The sequence below is a fragment of the Huintestinicola butyrica genome (assembly GCF_025567215.1).
Classification (GTDB): domain Bacteria; phylum Bacillota; class Clostridia; order Oscillospirales; family Ruminococcaceae; genus Huintestinicola; species Huintestinicola butyrica.
Window position 1 is genome coordinate 1 of sequence record NZ_JAOQKB010000023.1, and the last position, 15297, is coordinate 15297.

At 50.1% G+C, this 15297-nt stretch carries 20 protein-coding genes and 1 tRNA gene; 20 read left to right on the top strand and 1 reads right to left on the bottom strand.

Annotation, left to right across the window (positions count from 1 at the left end):
* The first annotated feature begins 301 nt into the window (after positions 1–301).
* From OCV68_RS14290 to OCV68_RS14385, 20 genes are all read left to right on the top strand, one after another.
* The gene (locus OCV68_RS14290) at positions 302–487 is read left to right on the top strand and encodes a hypothetical protein (protein ID WP_147623131.1); all 186 of its coding nucleotides are present in this window, start codon (positions 302–304) and stop codon (positions 485–487) included.
* A 41-nt stretch (positions 488–528) separates the two neighbouring features.
* The gene (locus OCV68_RS14295) at positions 529–798 is read left to right on the top strand and encodes a crAss001_48 related protein (protein WP_262573678.1); all 270 of its coding nucleotides are present in this window, start codon (positions 529–531) and stop codon (positions 796–798) included.
* Positions 799–994: 196 nt separating this feature from the next.
* A complete protein-coding gene (locus tag OCV68_RS14300; protein ID WP_262573679.1) occupies positions 995–1606 on the top strand; it encodes a hypothetical protein in 612 nt (203 codons plus the stop codon).
* A 20-nt stretch (positions 1607–1626) separates the two neighbouring features.
* Positions 1627–2730, top strand: a complete 1104-nt coding sequence (locus OCV68_RS14305; RefSeq protein WP_262573680.1) for a hypothetical protein — start codon at positions 1627–1629, stop codon at positions 2728–2730.
* 11 nt (positions 2731–2741) lie between these two features.
* The gene (locus tag OCV68_RS14310) at positions 2742–3116 is read left to right on the top strand and encodes a head-tail connector protein (protein ID WP_262573681.1); all 375 of its coding nucleotides are present in this window, start codon (positions 2742–2744) and stop codon (positions 3114–3116) included.
* The gene (locus OCV68_RS14315; protein WP_262573683.1) at positions 3110–3451 is read left to right on the top strand and encodes a minor capsid protein; all 342 of its coding nucleotides are present in this window, start codon (positions 3110–3112) and stop codon (positions 3449–3451) included. Before OCV68_RS14310 ends, OCV68_RS14315 begins: the two co-directional genes overlap by 7 nt.
* A complete protein-coding gene (locus OCV68_RS14320; protein ID WP_262573685.1) occupies positions 3448–3864 on the top strand; it encodes a minor capsid protein in 417 nt (138 codons plus the stop codon). Before OCV68_RS14315 ends, OCV68_RS14320 begins: the two co-directional genes overlap by 4 nt.
* Positions 3861–4235: a hypothetical protein gene (locus OCV68_RS14325; protein ID WP_262573687.1), complete on the top strand. Its 375-nt coding sequence runs from the start codon at positions 3861–3863 to the stop codon at positions 4233–4235. The genes OCV68_RS14320 and OCV68_RS14325 overlap by 4 nt, the downstream gene beginning before the upstream one ends.
* Positions 4235–4897, top strand: a complete 663-nt coding sequence (locus tag OCV68_RS14330) for a phage tail tube protein (protein WP_262573689.1) — start codon at positions 4235–4237, stop codon at positions 4895–4897. The genes OCV68_RS14325 and OCV68_RS14330 overlap by 1 nt, the downstream gene beginning before the upstream one ends.
* A gap of 53 nt (positions 4898–4950) precedes the next feature.
* Positions 4951–5271, top strand: coding sequence for a hypothetical protein (locus OCV68_RS14335; RefSeq protein WP_262573691.1), 321 nt, complete (start codon positions 4951–4953; stop codon positions 5269–5271).
* A complete protein-coding gene (locus OCV68_RS14340) occupies positions 5252–5869 on the top strand; it encodes a bacteriophage Gp15 family protein (RefSeq protein ID WP_262573694.1) in 618 nt (205 codons plus the stop codon). The genes OCV68_RS14335 and OCV68_RS14340 overlap by 20 nt, the downstream gene beginning before the upstream one ends.
* A complete protein-coding gene (locus tag OCV68_RS14345; RefSeq protein ID WP_262573696.1) occupies positions 5866–9303 on the top strand; it encodes a phage tail protein in 3438 nt (1145 codons plus the stop codon). Before OCV68_RS14340 ends, OCV68_RS14345 begins: the two co-directional genes overlap by 4 nt.
* A gap of 3 nt (positions 9304–9306) precedes the next feature.
* A complete protein-coding gene (locus OCV68_RS14350; protein WP_262573700.1) occupies positions 9307–9681 on the top strand; it encodes a hypothetical protein in 375 nt (124 codons plus the stop codon).
* Between the two features lie 100 nt (positions 9682–9781).
* Positions 9782–10765 carry a hypothetical protein gene (locus tag OCV68_RS14355; protein WP_262573703.1) on the top strand — a complete coding sequence of 328 codons (984 nt, stop codon included), beginning with the start codon at positions 9782–9784 and terminating at the stop codon, positions 10763–10765.
* A complete protein-coding gene (locus OCV68_RS14360; RefSeq protein WP_262573705.1) occupies positions 10758–11000 on the top strand; it encodes a hypothetical protein in 243 nt (80 codons plus the stop codon). The genes OCV68_RS14355 and OCV68_RS14360 overlap by 8 nt, the downstream gene beginning before the upstream one ends.
* Positions 10997–11770, top strand: a complete 774-nt coding sequence (locus OCV68_RS14365; RefSeq protein WP_262573707.1) for a hypothetical protein — start codon at positions 10997–10999, stop codon at positions 11768–11770. Before OCV68_RS14360 ends, OCV68_RS14365 begins: the two co-directional genes overlap by 4 nt.
* Before the next feature lie 22 nt (positions 11771–11792).
* Positions 11793–13598, top strand: coding sequence for a LamG domain-containing protein (locus OCV68_RS14370; RefSeq protein ID WP_262573709.1), 1806 nt, complete (start codon positions 11793–11795; stop codon positions 13596–13598).
* A 13-nt stretch (positions 13599–13611) separates the two neighbouring features.
* On the top strand, positions 13612–13860 hold the full coding sequence (locus OCV68_RS14375; protein WP_262573711.1) for a hypothetical protein: 249 nt from the start codon (positions 13612–13614) through the stop codon (positions 13858–13860).
* A gap of 2 nt (positions 13861–13862) precedes the next feature.
* Positions 13863–14597 carry an NlpC/P60 family protein gene (locus OCV68_RS14380; RefSeq protein WP_262573713.1) on the top strand — a complete coding sequence of 245 codons (735 nt, stop codon included), beginning with the start codon at positions 13863–13865 and terminating at the stop codon, positions 14595–14597.
* 14 nt (positions 14598–14611) lie between these two features.
* Complete coding sequence (locus OCV68_RS14385; protein ID WP_262573716.1) at positions 14612–15073, top strand: phage holin family protein; 462 nt, start codon at positions 14612–14614, stop codon at positions 15071–15073.
* Positions 15074–15208: 135 nt separating this feature from the next.
* On the opposite strand, the gene OCV68_RS14390 is transcribed toward OCV68_RS14385, so the two are convergent.
* Positions 15209–15284, bottom strand: a tRNA-Asn gene (locus OCV68_RS14390).
* Positions 15285–15297 lie beyond the last annotated feature (13 nt).

Consider the following 15297-nt stretch of genomic DNA (forward strand, 5'->3'; position numbering starts at 1 on the left):
ATAACACTTTAACCGTCAACAGCATTGACGATGTTATGGATCGCCCTTTTTTTGACGGAAAATGCTTATCGGAAATTTGCGGAGATATAAAGATAATCGACTTTTGATCACCTTACACAAGTAGGGTGATTTTTTATTGGAGGAGTGAGAATGTGGAATATATTTCCGAAAGAATAACCAATATTTCAGAGCTTGAAATAACAAGGCGGTTTTCTTATACCCACACAAGCGTGTATGTTTACGACATTTTTGTCGGTAACATATGCGCTGTTTTTATATCAAAATGAAAGGATATGATGTCATGAAATACCGCAAGAAGCCTGTTGTGGTAGAAGCGTATCAGACTGACAAGGAAGTCGTTATCCACACATTAGAGGGTGATATGACGGCATCTGTCGGCGACTACATCATCACTGGTGTGAACGGAGAACAGTATCCTTGCAAGCCTGATATCTTTGAAAAGACTTATGAACCTGTAAGCGAATAATTATACCGTTCAGAGGTATTAAACAGAAAGGATATGATGTTATGAACGAAACAGCAGCAAGACCTATGGAGCTGACAGACACAGCCAAGCTTATGGCAAGCTCCGATTACAAGGACAGGTTCAAAGCCGAGTACGGACAGGTTGCGATACGCTGCAAAAAGCTCAAAGCAATGCTTGAAAAATGGGATAAGGGCGAACTGAACTTCACGCCTACGTGTCCCAGATCACTGTATGAGTTTCAGGTGAGGACGATGGAAGATTATATCGCTATATTGCAGGCAAGAGCAGTAATTGAGGGCGTTGTACTGTAATCCTCAGCTGACCTCAACAAAATGGCTATAAATCACGTTTTGTTGGCTCCACCAAAACATAAGCCCCTCGAAATCTAGGGGGTTAAACAGTAAATCAGCAGCTTTACGGCTGCTTTTTTTATGCCCTAAACGTACTTACGGCGTTAAACTGAGGACGGAAAAACAAGCCGACAGGCTATAAACGGAGGTAATCATAATGGCAGAAACAAACACAACCGTAACCGAAACCAACAAGGCTGAAAATGGCTCCACGGGAGCCTACGGAGGTGATCCCACACAGGCTGTAAAGGGCGGAGCAAATCTCCCTGAAAAGGCTGTATCTACGTCTGAGCCTGAGCAGACGGCAAAAACATTTACCCAGGCAGAGCTTGACGCAATAGTCAAGCAGAGACTTGAAAGGCAGGCAAAGGGACAGCCCTCAAAGGAAGAGATGGAAGCGTTCCGCAAGTGGCAGGACAGTCAGAAAACTGCCGAACAGCTTTCACAGGAAAAGATATCCGCTGCAGAAAATGGCAGGGCGGACGCCGAGAAGAAGCTTGCGGCGGCTGAGGCTAAGTGCTGCGCTTATTCCAAGGGTGTAACCGCCGAGGCTGTAGATGACGTTATCGCTCTGGCTATGGCAAAGGTATCGGACGATATGCCTATCGAAAAGGCTATTGATGCGGTCATCTCAAAATACCCTTCTTTCTGCTCTGCGAAAAGCGCCCCTCAGGGTGTCACCACAGGGGTAAGTTTCGGGAACGGCGGCAAGCAGCCTTCGGGCGTAGAGGCGGCGTTCCTTGCGAAAAATCCCAACATAAAAATCTAAAAACAGGAGGAATGTAATTTATGGCACATGAAGCACAGGAAAGATATTCGGCTCTGGTTCTGGCAAAGATTCGCCAGGAAAACAAGCTGAAAAACGGCGTTGTATTTAACACCGACTACGAGGGCAGCCCCAAGGCGGGCGTTGTAAAGATCCCCGTAAGAGATGCGGAGGTGGAGGTATCGGACTACGACCGTGCAAACGGCATTCCCGTTAAGCACGGCAGCACATCTTACATCAACTTCCCCATCGACAAGGAAAAGGCAGTAAATGAGCTTATCGACGGCTACGATGCGCAGCTTGTCCCCGACAACCTTGTTGCGGACAGACTTGACAGTGCAGGCTATGCCCTTGCCGTTGCTGAGGATACTGACGGCGCTACCGTACTTCTCGCAGGCGCTACCGTTACCAACATCGGTGCGCTTACCGTTGACGGCATTTACAGCGATATCGTGGATATCAGGCAGCAGATGAGCGAGGCCAATATTCCCGATGACGGCAGACGCTATCTGCTGGTTACCCCTGCGACCTACTCATTTATCCTTAAGTCCCCTGAGTTCGTTAAGGCATCATCTCTGGGTGACAACGTAGTTCAGAGCGGTATCGTAGGACGCATTGCGGGCTTTAACGTCATTGAATGGAATGACAAGACTGCGGGTCTGGCAATGATCGCAGGCCACCCCAGATTTGCGACCAGAGCGGAAGAGTTCTCCGTTCCCGTACATCTCCAGGACATGAACGGCTCGGGCAAGTACATCGGTGCAAGTGCGGTACAGGGAAGAATCGCATATGCTCACAAGGTGCTCAGAAGCGTGGCTATCCGTGCGGTATATGCTCCCGGCTCCCTTAAGCTCACAGCGGCGGCAGGCAGCACCAAGGGCAAGACTGTTATCACCGTTGCGGCAGGCGGCGATGCAAGCGGCACTTATGCGTACAAGGTAAATCCTTCCGCAAGGGCTGTTTACGGCGAGACTTCCACCGCATACGCAGGCACAGCGCTTACCAGCGGCACTACCGAGATCGCAGCTGCCGAGGGCAATGTTATCGAGGTAGTTTGCTTTAACTCGGACAGCAAGGCGGTCACTGTCGGCTATATCACCGTGACTGCTGCGATGCTTAAGGCGTAAGGAGTGATTTTATGGCGGCTGACAGGGATTTCTACATAAACATCTACGGCGGCGTGGAGTATGACGACCTGAGCCGCCTGCTCCTCCGTGCGGGAAACGTGATAGACAGCGTTATCCTCACCGAGCCTGACGGGGAAACCCAGGAAAGGGCATATAATTTTGCTGTATGCGCTCAGGCGGAATATATAGGGCTGTGCGGCGGTGTTGAGCCGTGGTGCAGTATTGTATCGGGCGGCGTATCATCGTTCACTGTGGGCTCGTTCTCCATGTCTCAGGGGGGTGCTTCGGGCAGCGGTGCGGGCGGAAGCTCTGCGGGAGTATGTTCGAGGGCGCTTGCCTATCTGGACAAGGCGGGGCTTTTATACAGGGGGTGCGGCGTATGCTGACGGCGGCTATTCCCCGCTATCTTCTGCCGCATTACGCCGATGTTATCCGCAAAACAGCTTCCGACGGCTGGGGCGGCGGCAATACTGAGGTCGCTGCTGTGCTCAGATGGGTGCGCATAATCCCTGCACGCTCTCAGACGTTTGCTCTGGGGGGCGATATCCCGCAGGTAAGCGCTAAGATGTTTTACGACTGCCGCAACAGCACACCTGAGGACTTTGAGTTCCGCACGGGCGATATTATCCGCTTTATGGGGCGTGATTACGTTGTGCAGAAAATCGAAACATACTTTGCGGACGGCGGAGAGCCGCACCATCTGGAGGTGATACTGACATGATCGTTGATGTACAGATAAACGGGCCTGATATGTCTATTGTGGCTGACAGGGCTATGAGAGCAGCTTTGTTTGATGTGGCAGAGCAGGCGCTTGGAGACTGCAACAAATATGCACCGTATGATTACGGCGGTCTGATGGATTCATCTGTTATCCATTCCGATACCGACAGCGCAGAGCTTGTCTGGAATGCGCCATACGCACAATATTTATATTTTGGTTTGCTTATGCTTGCCGATAACGGAAGTGCGTGGGCAAAAAGCGGAGAAAGCAAGCATCTTACAAATATTCCGCTTTCGTATTCAAAGGATAAGCACCCTCTTGCACAAGCCCGCTGGTGCGAGGTTGCCGAAAACAATCACAGGCAGCAGTGGGATATCACTTTCCGAAACACATTAAGGAGCAACGGGCTATGATATACGACAAATTCCCCGAAAAGGCAAGAGAGCTTGCGGACATCGACATTATAGGCGTTGTTTCTGAAAATGACCGCACGGCTGTAATGCTTGCAGGAGCAAAGGTGCTGAAAAAATATTTTGACGGCACCAAAAAAGTACAGCTCACCCTGCAGATAACGGCGATGGGCGGCATAGACAAGCAAAAGGATCTTATCGGCAGGCTCAGCGGCATTTTAAATTCGCTGGTGTACGGCAAATGGGACATTGAGGGTATTACTCAGCCCAGATGCAGAATAACCAATTTCCCCACGCCGACAGTTAAGAACGCTCACTGCTGGATATATGCGGCGAGTGTAAACATTGATTTTTATACCAAGGAGGTAATCTGATGTTTCTGAAAGATATGTTCAAGGGGGTAAAGACTGACCCCAATTTCAAGGGCTTCCTGACCACTGACAATATGGTAATTGCGGTGGATATCTCGGAAGAGCAGAGCGCTGATGTAGATGACTATGCTGTTGTCTGCTACGGCGGCGGTACTGACCGTTCTTCATCGCTGAACCCTGAGGAAAAGACCAACAGCTATTACTACAAGGGCAAATCTACCCTTAAAACAGGCAACCAGAGAAGCATTGACTTCACTGAGGACCGTTACATCGGCGATGAGTTCCAGGACTATGCGCTGAGCCATGAGCAGAAGTATGCTATCGGTCAGGCGGCTATCAAGAACTATGTTTATTTCAACACTCTCACAGGCGAGGGCGAAAAGGGCAAGGGCTCTCTTATCATCTCCGATGACGGAAGCGGCGCACCTGAGGAGAACCTCTCTGTCAGCGGCAGCATCAAGAAGTCAGGCGACAACCCTGTTAAGTTCACCTATCAGGGCTTCGGCGGTTATACTGTGCTTGACAGCTCGCCTTCCGACTGGGCTACCAAATATGACAGCTACTATGAGCGCAAGGACGGCGCATTTGCAAAGCTTGTCAAGGGCAGCTCTGCGCCCGAATTTGCAAAGGGCAAGTATTACAGCAAGGACGGAGAAGCGGCATGATCATACGGGGTCGATTTCGACCCCTTTTATTTTAAACTGAAAGGGTTGATTTTATGGCATACAGATTTAAAGACCGCATTTGTACGGTAGAGATCGAGGACAAGAAATATCCCATATCTTTTTCGCAGGCTATGTCCGAAAGGGTAACAGAGGCTGCTGTGAAGCTGAGAGAGCTTAAGGGCTGCAAAGATGAGGCCGCTGTTGTGGCTGCCATTGACAATGCCATTGACGCCGCTCTGGGTGACGGCTGCGCTGCTGAGATCTTCGAGGGCAGGACTGCTTCGGCTGTGGAGCGCCTGGACGTACTGAAGTACATTCAGGTCGAGACTGCGGCGTTTACCGACCGCTTTGCCGATGTTCGCACCAAACAGTAAGATACTGACCGTAAACGGCGTTAAGATACCCATTGACCCCGATTTCCGCATAATGTGCGAATACTCGGCGGCGGTGCTAAGGCGGCGCACTGAGGGACTTACCGATATCGTGAGCCGCTTTTATTTTGCGGGGCTGCCCGAGGGCATAGGTGCTGCGGAGGCGGCTGAAGCTATGGACGAATTTTACGTCAGAGGGCTGTCGGCGGCAAAGGACAACAGCACCATAGGCAGCAAGACCCCTGTCCCCTGCTTTGATTTTGCGGAGGACGAGGGGTATTTTTATGCGGCGTTCATGGGGGCATACAGCATTGACCTGAGGACGGCAAAGCTCCACTGGCTGGACTTCTGCGCACTGTTCAAGGGGCTGCCCGATGACTGCAAGCTCAGACAGATAATCGGCATAAGGGCGCAGAACCTTGGCGAGATAAAGTCAGGCGCAGAGCGCAAGAGGATATCAAAGCTCAAAAGCATTTACGGGCTCAAGGTAAAGGTCAAGCGCCGATTTGAGGCTGCGGCTGACCGCAACGCTGCCATTGCTGCCGACCTTAAACGCAGGGCTGAGGAAGCTGAAAAGAAAATGCGGGAGGTGAGAAAATGAGTGAAGCGGGCGAGATAAAATACAAGATCACGGGCGATGACAACGGGCTGAAAGCCTCCCTCGACAATGCCAAGAAGCAGGCAGAACAGACTGCTGCATCTATGGCAGCGGCGAGTGACAGCATCGAACAGGTAGGCACGAATGCAGCGGCGGCGGCGACAGCTCTGAGCAGCACAGCTTCTGCGGCTGCAAGGGCTGCCGAAAACACGTCACAGGCGGCGGCAGGTGCTGAAAGAATGGGGGCTTCCGTATCAGCGGCTTCCGGAAGCATTGCTTCCTTTGCCAACAGCTCACAGGCATTTATGCAGGGACCTCTTGCCCAGATGGGGCAGGTGTCCTCGCAGGCTCAGGGCGTTGTGCGTGACCTTGACGATGTGGGCAATGCAGCTCAGAACGCTGGTCAAAAAGGCGAGGAAGCAGGAAAAAAGGGCGAAAGCGCTCTGGGAAAGATAGGCTCTGCGGCGGGCAAAGCGGCACTGGAGATAGGCAAGATATCTCTTGCGGCTGTGGGTGCTGCATCTGCGGCGGTAGCGGCTGTTTCCAAGGCGGCTATTGACAGCTATGCCAACTACGAGCAGCTTGTAGGCGGCGTTGAAACACTGTTCGGCGATTCTGCCGATGTGGTCAAGGGTTATGCGGAAGAGGCGTTTTCCACTGTGGGAATGAGCTGTAACGCATATATGGAGACCGTCACAGGCTTTGCGGCTTCTCTTGTCAGCAGTCTTGGCGGTGACACTGCCACTGCAGCCCAAAAGGCTAACACTGCCGTTGCTGACATGGCAGATAACGCAAACAAAATGGGTACTGATATGCAATCTATACAAAATGCGTATCAGGGATTTGCAAAGCAGAATTACACGATGCTCGACAACCTCAAATTAGGCTATGGCGGCACGAAAGAGGAAATGGAGCGGCTTCTTGCCAAAGCTGAGGAAATTCAGAAAACCAAATTCGGCATTGATATTGATTATGATGTTTCGAGCTTTTCTGACATTGTTGATGCTATTCACGTTGTGCAGACTGAAATGGGCATTTCGGGTCTTACAGCAAAACAGGCGGCTGAAGCTGTTGCAAGCGGTGCTATGACTGAGGAAGAAGCTTTTGATGCAATGGGCACAACAGCAAAGGAAGCTTCTACCACCATTCAGGGCTCCATCGCCACAATGCAGGGAGCATGGCAGAACCTTATGACAGGCATTGCCGACCCTGCGCAGGATTTCGACAAGCTGCTGGGTGATGTTATTGACAGCGTTGTTACGGTTTCAAACAATCTTATGCCCCGCATTATGGCGGTACTGCCGCAGATGGCAACAGGCATTACAGAGCTTACCGAAAATCTTCTGCCCCTTATTCCCGACACGCTGGAACAGATGCTGCCTTCCGTTATTGAGGGTGCTAACAGCCTTATTGCGGCACTGCTTGATACTCTCAGCTCCATTGCTGACACTGCCATACCCATTGTTACGGAAAACGCAGATGAGATAATCAACACTCTGCTGTCGGGGCTTATATCCGCATTGCCCAAGGTCGCAGGCTCGGCGGCTGACCTTTGCACGGCGCTTATAACGGCAATACTCGACAATGCCGACATCATCACACAGGGTGCTGTGGATATTGTGCTGGCTCTGGCTCAGGGGCTGACGGACAATCTGGACAGCCTTGTTCCTGCGGTGGTAAATGCAGCTCTGACGATAACCGAAACGCTGCTGGACAATGCGGACAAGCTTATTGACGCAGGCGTGCAGCTTATCGGAGCCATTGCGGAGGGACTTGCGGCATCAATCCCGCAGCTTTTGCGGCAGGCACCTGTTATCATCGAAAAGCTTGTGGTCGCCCTGATGGACGCAGGACAGGCGCTGATAACCGATGTGCCTAAGTCTATTTGTGAAAACATAGTAAGCGGTCTTAAATCATTTGACTGGACTGAGGGTGCCAACAGCACCATTGCAGGACTTAATGAGGCTATGAAAAAGGCTGCTGACAATATGGCAAAAGATGACGGTTATGTTGTGCTTGGGTCACAGGAAGAGGCGGACGCACGCTTGCAGGCAGCTCTGGACGAGCTAGAAGCTCAGAAGGGCGAGCTGACAGGGGCGTACAAAGACCTTGCGGACAGTCTGAACGCCTCGGCTGATGACACGGCAGAGGCGGCGGAGGAAGCAGGCACAACTGTTTCCGAGGCTATAGCTGACAGTATGCCCGATGCAGGCGTTGACGGCGTGGTAGATAAGTCGGAAATGCTTGATGCGGCGCTCAAGGAGCTGGAGGACAAATATGCTGTCCACAAGGTCACGGAAGAGGAATACTGGGCAGGCAGAAAAGCCGCATTAGAGCAGTACCGCAATGAGGAAGATGCTGAGTGGTGGAAGCTTTATGACAAGGTAACAGACCATTATGACAAGCTTGCGGACACCGAGACAAAGGCAGCTGAAAAGGCTGCAAAAGAAGCGGAGCAGGCTAAAAAGGACGCTGAAAACGCCCTGAAAACTTCCGTCGAGGACAAGTTCCGAGAAATTGAAACCGAGCAGCTGGAAAAGGGCTATGACGACAGCTGGCTGCTGGAGCAGGAACGGGCTTTCATCGAGACCCTTGACCACAATTCGGAGACTTACAAGGACTACAATCTGAAACTGCTGCAGCAGCAGAAAAAAACCGATGACAGCGCCGAAAAGGAAGCACAGAAGTCGGCGGAAAATCAGAAAAATGCCATTGAAAAAGCCTACGACAGTATTGTAAAATCCCGTGACAGTCTGGCGGGCAGTCTGAAAAGCGGCGATATCTTCAACAGCTCTGAGGAAACGGACAAGCGGACGGGGGCTAAAACCAAGTCAAACAAGATAGACCTTAGCGGATTTGAGAAAAAGCTGGCTGCCAAGAAAAAGCTGACATCAAAAATCGCCGAGCTGTACGAAAAGAATGTGCCTGACAGCCTTATAACCGAACTACTCAAACAAGACCCGGAAGCGGCGCTGGACTATGCAACGCAGCTGCTGAAAGACCCCAAGAAGCTCTCGAAAATCAAGTCTTTGTACAAGGACGATGAGGGCGTAAACAACATCATTGCCAACATGGTGACGGAAAACTCAGACGAGTTCGAGAAGTTAGGTACTGACGCAGGCACGCTGTTTGGCGACAGCTTTATGGAAGCGTTCAAGGCTAACTGGGAGCAGTCCATGAAGGACGTTTTTGATGGCAATTACGTTGACGCTGCGGCGGCGAATGTATCTGCTGCCAACTCTTCAGCGAGCATTTCTGCCAACACATCGGCTGCGAACACAACGGCGGCGGACAGTCAGGACACGTCTGCGGCGGTCAAACGCACATCTGCTTCATCGGGCAGCCCTGTTTACAAGGTGGTTGATCTGGACGGCAAGTATGTGGCTAAGGTTGTTGCGCAGGAAAACAAGCGGGCTAAAACCGCCAGCGGAGGTTAAAGCATGAATGATACGATCTTAAAAATCGGCAATGTGGATATGTCCGAACACGTTATATGCGAGGCTGTAGATATATCAACAGCGCCTGTGTATTCGGACAGCTTCACTGCTGTAAACGGCAAGGAACGTAAGAAATGTCTGGGTGTGAGCGTCAGTCTGTCGGCTGATTTTCAGGTGCTGTCGGACACGGTAGCAGCTGCCCTTGTGACCGCTTGCAATGCGGACGAGGTGACCGTAAAATACAAATGCCCCACGGTACAGACCAATGTGTTTGACCGCCCGACTATCCGCTGTGTGCCTGTATTTAACGACGGCACGGTGGACTATTACAACATATCCGTATCTATGACCTGCCCTCTCACGGGCTCAGGCCTTTAGCCTGCCGTACAAGATAACCTATCAGGGTACGGAATACGGTGCGGACGTACTGGCTAACATCAGGCTGAGGCGGTCGCTGGAAGGCAAGGGATTTGACGGTGTGGCCACAACGGAATTTTCCTGTGATGTATGGTCGGCTGTGCCGTTTATAGAGGGCAGCAAGGTAACATTTAACGGCTATTTGCTGCCTGACTTTTACATTACCCAGCAGTCCTATTCTGGCGGTGTGGCAAGCATCACGGCGTATGATCTTTGTAAAAATCTGGATATCCCCTTTGATTACAGTGGATATGATCAGTTTGAGTACACCTATGACGATGACGGCAACAAGGTTTTCGATGAAAGCAAGGCAAAGCGGTATCCCACGTCTCAGATAGTGGGAGCGATCGCCAATCAGTGCGGTTTCACCGAGGGCGGATATTCGGGGCGCATGGCACAGCTGTGCTATCAGGATTTTGCGGGCAAGACGTGCAGGGTCATACTCAGCGACCTGTCACACAATGATGTGGGATACTGGCATGACGGCGGCGGTGTGCTGGCGTTTGTGCCGTTTTCTGCGCCCTCTTCGGGGCTGGATATGCCTGCGGAAAGCGACAGGACGGAGGTCATCAGGCGGGGCACCAAGCACATTACGGGGGTATATGCCACTGATGAGGCATATGGCAACGAGTATGCCTCGGGCTCCGACTGGCGTCACACGGAGCGCATTTCGGGACGGTATCTGACTGAGGCGGCTGTACAGCAGATGGTATCGCAGATAGTCGGCAGCGGCGGTGAGTACGCATATCACGGCTGGGAATGTTCGCAGATGATCACTGATTATTTGTACAACATTGGTGATTTCATCGCATACGGCGGCGACAAGCTTCCTGTGCTGAGTGTTGATTTTGATTTCACGGGACTGGGAATCGTGGCTGATGTTTCTGCGCCTGAGGCGGATTGCAGTTTCAGTGAGTATCATGATTTGTACAGCAGGGCTATTGAAAATCGGGTAAAGCTGGGCAAGAAACATGGCTGCATGATGTTCGGTGAAAACGGGCTGAGTTTTGTGTGCCAAAAGGAGGCGAAAGTCAACAGTGGCTGAGCATTATGACCCCTCGGAATATGAGGACCTGGGCGACAAGCTTATCCGTCAGCGTGACAGCGACGAGATTTTTTGTCTGTATCCGCTGCTGTCTGTAACATCTAATGAAACAGAAACGGCGGGCACAAAGGTATTTGAATACGAGCCGTACACTATCACGGTGACGTATGATATTGACGGCGGGAAACGGAAGAATGCCCACTGGGCGAGGGTGTATAAGGAGGCGGGAACATGATATTAGGCGGAGGGCTTATCACTCAGGCGTTGGCGGGCGGGGGAAGCTCGGGAGGCGGCAAGGTCAAGCCCATAACTATAACGGAAAATGGCACATACAATGTTTCCGACGCTGAAAAGGCTGAGGGGTATGTGGGATTTGCGCCTGTGATGGTTGATGTGCCGCAGAGCAGCGGTTTTCTGACATTGGAACAGCTGGCGGCGCTGCCTACTGCGTGCAGTCTGAGCTATGGGGATTATAGAACAGACGTTAAAGTTCACGCTGATAATACGTTGGGCTATATAGAAAGCGGCAACACCACCTATGCGCAATATAACATAAATGTACGGTATAATTATGGAATGCTGTGCAAGGTCGTTTCAAAAAACAATGTCCCATTTTATGGGGCGTATTCTACGTTTACTATGTTCTGGAATCAATGGGCGTATCTATATGACACCGAATCCGGCATAATCCACAAGGTGAATTTGTCAGAATGGGAATTGGTTGAAGCCAGCGCAACCGCACAGCCGAGACAATACGGGGCTAATGAGATTGGACTTAGCCTGACGTATAAGTATAAATATACGTATTATGATTCCGCAACCGATGAACAGACGGGCACCGATGAGCAGACTAACAGTACATCAAGCACCATATATGCGGTTGGCAACAATGTGGCATCTAATGGCTATGGATACGCTGCGCCAAGCACAGCATCACTTTACCCGTCCATAGCAGCGGAGCTGTGCAGGGCAGAAAAAGTGTTTTATGAGACTTTTAAAACCTGAAATCTAAAAGGGAGGAATTTATATGATAACAACCCAGGAAACAACTGTAGCTGTCAGCGGTCTGACAACGGTGGAATTTGACCGCCGTTATCCGTTCTACGGTATCAGAAATGACGGCAGCAGTGCGATACAGGTATCGACTATTAACGCCGAATGTGTGGAAGGCACCGACGGTGTAGTGACTGTCGCTAAGGACAGCAGTTTTGTTATTGCCAACTGCGGCGATAAATTCAATGGCACTATGCTGTACCTGAATGGAAATGGCACTGTCACAGTCGTTGGTCAGTACAGCGACAGCAACCGTTTTAAGGTGGCACAGAAAGGGGGTGGTGAAACTGTTGATATAACCCCCACATCACTGGGATATACCCCCGGAGCAAAGATGTTCTATGATGGCATCTATAACTTCCCGCCTAAACATGCCACAAACGGCAACACATGGGTCGATATGGTGAACAGTCAGACCATGAGCCGATACACAGACGGCAGCGGTTCCGGACTGATAGCATCTAACCACTACGTCAAACAGACAGGTATCGCAACAGCGATGAAGATACCCGACCTGATTGACTATGACCGTTTTACTGTAGAACTGTTCGTTGAAATAACGGGCGGAACCACAGGTGAAAATGATATTATCAGCAATTTTGACAAGGCTGGTTTTGGCATTTACACTGAAAACGGTCAGTTGAATGCGTCTATACGTTCTGAGGCATCGACAAGTTACCTGAATATCGCCACAGCATTCAGTCAGAATACGTCATATGGTTTAGCTATAACCTATGACGGACAGGCGTTTAATTTCTATGTGAACGGCGCACTGGTCGGAACAAAAACGTTATCCGACTACAAGAAATCAACCAAAAATACGTATCTGGGCTGTTTGGGTGCAGGCGATACCAATTATGCGGTAGGCGCATATAATTTCTATCGTTTGGCGGCGTACAGCAGAGCGTTGACTGCGGCTGAAATCGCTCAAAACTACGAAAAGGACGTTAAACGTTATGTTGACGGGGAACCCGATTTTCCGGCTGAAGACGAGACAGAGTGGATTACCAGTATTGCAGAAAATCATAATAATATCTTTCGTGGCGATGATTTATTTGCAAAGGGATATGATATCAATGATATCTGCGCTATGATTGCTGACGGGTCGTTTTCTGACATTTACATCGGTGACTATTTCACGTTGTCGGGAGACATTGCGAATGTCCCCTGTTTCGTAGAGCAGACCAGTGATGATGGTACAAAATCACTGGTGGAATCGACCCAGACTGTTGCATACAATACAAAATTCCGCATTGCTGGTTTAGATACATACCTGAATACTGGTGATACGGCGTTTACACAGCATCATGCTGTAATCGTACCTGATAAGAATATTGGAACCAATCGAATGAACAGTACAAACACAGCTGTCGGGGGCTATGTAAACAGTTTTATGTTCGCATCAGTGCTGCCTGTGTATAATACGCATTTTGACGTAAAATTAAATAATCATTTGCTGACACATCGTGAAATTCTGAGTAGCAGTGCAACAAATAGTACAGCCAATAATTGGGAATGGCACGATATAAAAATCAATCTGATGTCCGAACCAGAAGTGTATGGCAGTAATCTGTGGGGGAACAACTATGATGCAGGTGTAAATTATAGGCAATTTCCGTTGTTTAGAATTGCATCAAAATATATTTGTGACCGCAACTGGTGCTGGCTAAAAGCAGTCGCTGGGGGAAACGAATTTGTGGCTATGACTAGCAATGGTAATGCAACCCGCAATGGTGCCGGGGTTGCACTTGCCGTCCGCCCCTGTTTCTGCATAGGCTGAGGGGGTACGACAAATGGATACATACAATGAAATCCAGCAGAAAATTGCTGATTGTCGCTGGAAGCTGTCGGATAGCGCCAGCCCCATAGGCGACTGGAAAATAGCCAAGTGCTATGAATATGCGTTGATGGGGCTGCCTGCACCGTATGACATTACCGAATTAAACGCCAAGCGGCAGGCGGTAAGAGATGAAATTAACGATCTGGAAGAGAAATTGAAAAAATTTGATATTCCTGTGGTTAGGAAATCTGAGGAGGAATGAAAATGGCTGCAAAAACAAATTACGGACTTGTCGAATATGCCAAGGCACAGCTTGGCAAGCCGTACTGGTACGGCACATTCGGGCAGACAGCGAACGAAGCACTCTATATTGCCAAGAAAAAGCAATGGCCCGTGTATTACAAGTGGGAGGGCACAGCTTACGACAATTTTCCGTCGCAGTATGGCAAGCGTGTACATGATTGCGTGGGCCTGATTAAGGGCTACTTATGGTCTGATACAGCAACCTCGACACCCAAATACAACAGCGCTCAAGATGTGTCCGCAAATATGATGCGGGCGAATTGCAGGGAGCGTGGTGCCATCTCAACCATGCCTGACACACCCGGTGTACTGGTCTTTATGTCGGGTCACGTAGGCGTGTACATCGGCAATGGTGAGGTCATCGAAGCTCGTGGACATGAGTTTGGTGTAGTCAAAACAAAACTCGCACTCAGACCTTGGAAATGGTGGGGTAAGTGCCCTTATCTCACTTATCTGGACAAGGCTCCCACGATCACCATTGACAGCACAACCGCCACAAAGCCCGGCACATCATCTGCTATTGGCATCGGCAAGAAGGTAACTGTTAAGAAAGGCACCTGGAATGTCAGAAAGCTTCCCTCTGCCGATGCCGCTGTGATAGCCCAGGTCAAGGGTGGGCAGGTACTTAGCGTCGCCACAGGCTGGTCATATGTGCCTGCTTTAGGCGGCTGGATATCGGACAAAGGACTGGAATAAGAAAGGAGATCATCATGGATAATATTAAAAGATGGTTTATAGCCATTGGTGCGGCGTTGTCAAGCTGGCTCGGGCTGCTTTACGTTCCAATGATCGTGCTGATACTGTGCAACATCATTGACTATGGCACGGGGCTGTGTGCCGCAAAGTACCGTCAGGAGACTGTATGCTCGTACAAATCAATTCGTGGTATCGCTAAGAAAATATGTATGTGGCTGTTGGTTGCGGTAGGCGCTATACTGGACTGGCTTTTATCTTTTGCCGCTGCGAATATAGGGGTAACGATACCGTTTCATTTTCTTGTTGCATCGGTGGCGGCTGTTTGGCTCATCGCCAACGAGATCATTTCCATTCTGGAGAACGTCAAGGACATCGGTGCACCTCTGCCGCCTTTCCTTTTGAAACTGGCGAAAAACATTAAATCCAAAACGGAAGAGGCTGCTGATATGCAGATAGGTTCAAAGGAGGATAAATAAAATTTTCTCCCGCTCTCGATTGAGGGCGGGAGATTTCTTGTTTAGGGAAAAGTAAAAGCGCCGAGAAGTTATTCCCGACGCTTTTTGATTACCATACAGCCGCATATTATCGAAACGGTTTGTATGTTTTTGTTTTGGCTCCCCAAGCTGGACTCGAACCAGCGACATCATGATTAACAGTCATGCGCTCTACCGACTGAGCTATTGAGGAATATGGTATATAT

What these genes read in the sequence shown, in the direction of transcription:
- OCV68_RS14325 (WP_262573687.1), top strand. Translation starts at nt 3,861, where the DNA reads ATGATATACGACAAATTCCCCGAAAAGGCAAGAGAGCTTGCGGACATC.
- OCV68_RS14350 (WP_262573700.1), top strand. Translation starts at nt 9,307, where the DNA reads ATGAATGATACGATCTTAAAAATCGGCAATGTGGATATGTCCGAACAC.
- OCV68_RS14345 (WP_262573696.1), top strand. Translation starts at nt 5,866, where the DNA reads ATGAGTGAAGCGGGCGAGATAAAATACAAGATCACGGGCGATGACAAC.
- OCV68_RS14295 (WP_262573678.1), top strand. Translation starts at nt 529, where the DNA reads ATGAACGAAACAGCAGCAAGACCTATGGAGCTGACAGACACAGCCAAG.
- OCV68_RS14375 (WP_262573711.1), top strand. Translation starts at nt 13,612, where the DNA reads ATGGATACATACAATGAAATCCAGCAGAAAATTGCTGATTGTCGCTGG.
- OCV68_RS14290 (WP_147623131.1), top strand. Translation starts at nt 302, where the DNA reads ATGAAATACCGCAAGAAGCCTGTTGTGGTAGAAGCGTATCAGACTGAC.
- OCV68_RS14305 (WP_262573680.1), top strand. Translation starts at nt 1,627, where the DNA reads ATGGCACATGAAGCACAGGAAAGATATTCGGCTCTGGTTCTGGCAAAG.
- OCV68_RS14300 (WP_262573679.1), top strand. Translation starts at nt 995, where the DNA reads ATGGCAGAAACAAACACAACCGTAACCGAAACCAACAAGGCTGAAAAT.
- OCV68_RS14330 (WP_262573689.1), top strand. Translation starts at nt 4,235, where the DNA reads ATGTTTCTGAAAGATATGTTCAAGGGGGTAAAGACTGACCCCAATTTC.
- OCV68_RS14365 (WP_262573707.1), top strand. Translation starts at nt 10,997, where the DNA reads ATGATATTAGGCGGAGGGCTTATCACTCAGGCGTTGGCGGGCGGGGGA.
- OCV68_RS14335 (WP_262573691.1), top strand. Translation starts at nt 4,951, where the DNA reads ATGGCATACAGATTTAAAGACCGCATTTGTACGGTAGAGATCGAGGAC.
- OCV68_RS14380 (WP_262573713.1), top strand. Translation starts at nt 13,863, where the DNA reads ATGGCTGCAAAAACAAATTACGGACTTGTCGAATATGCCAAGGCACAG.
- OCV68_RS14320 (WP_262573685.1), top strand. Translation starts at nt 3,448, where the DNA reads ATGATCGTTGATGTACAGATAAACGGGCCTGATATGTCTATTGTGGCT.
- OCV68_RS14370 (WP_262573709.1), top strand. Translation starts at nt 11,793, where the DNA reads ATGATAACAACCCAGGAAACAACTGTAGCTGTCAGCGGTCTGACAACG.
- OCV68_RS14310 (WP_262573681.1), top strand. Translation starts at nt 2,742, where the DNA reads ATGGCGGCTGACAGGGATTTCTACATAAACATCTACGGCGGCGTGGAG.
- OCV68_RS14340 (WP_262573694.1), top strand. Translation starts at nt 5,252, where the DNA reads ATGTTCGCACCAAACAGTAAGATACTGACCGTAAACGGCGTTAAGATA.
- OCV68_RS14385 (WP_262573716.1), top strand. Translation starts at nt 14,612, where the DNA reads ATGGATAATATTAAAAGATGGTTTATAGCCATTGGTGCGGCGTTGTCA.
- OCV68_RS14315 (WP_262573683.1), top strand. Translation starts at nt 3,110, where the DNA reads ATGCTGACGGCGGCTATTCCCCGCTATCTTCTGCCGCATTACGCCGAT.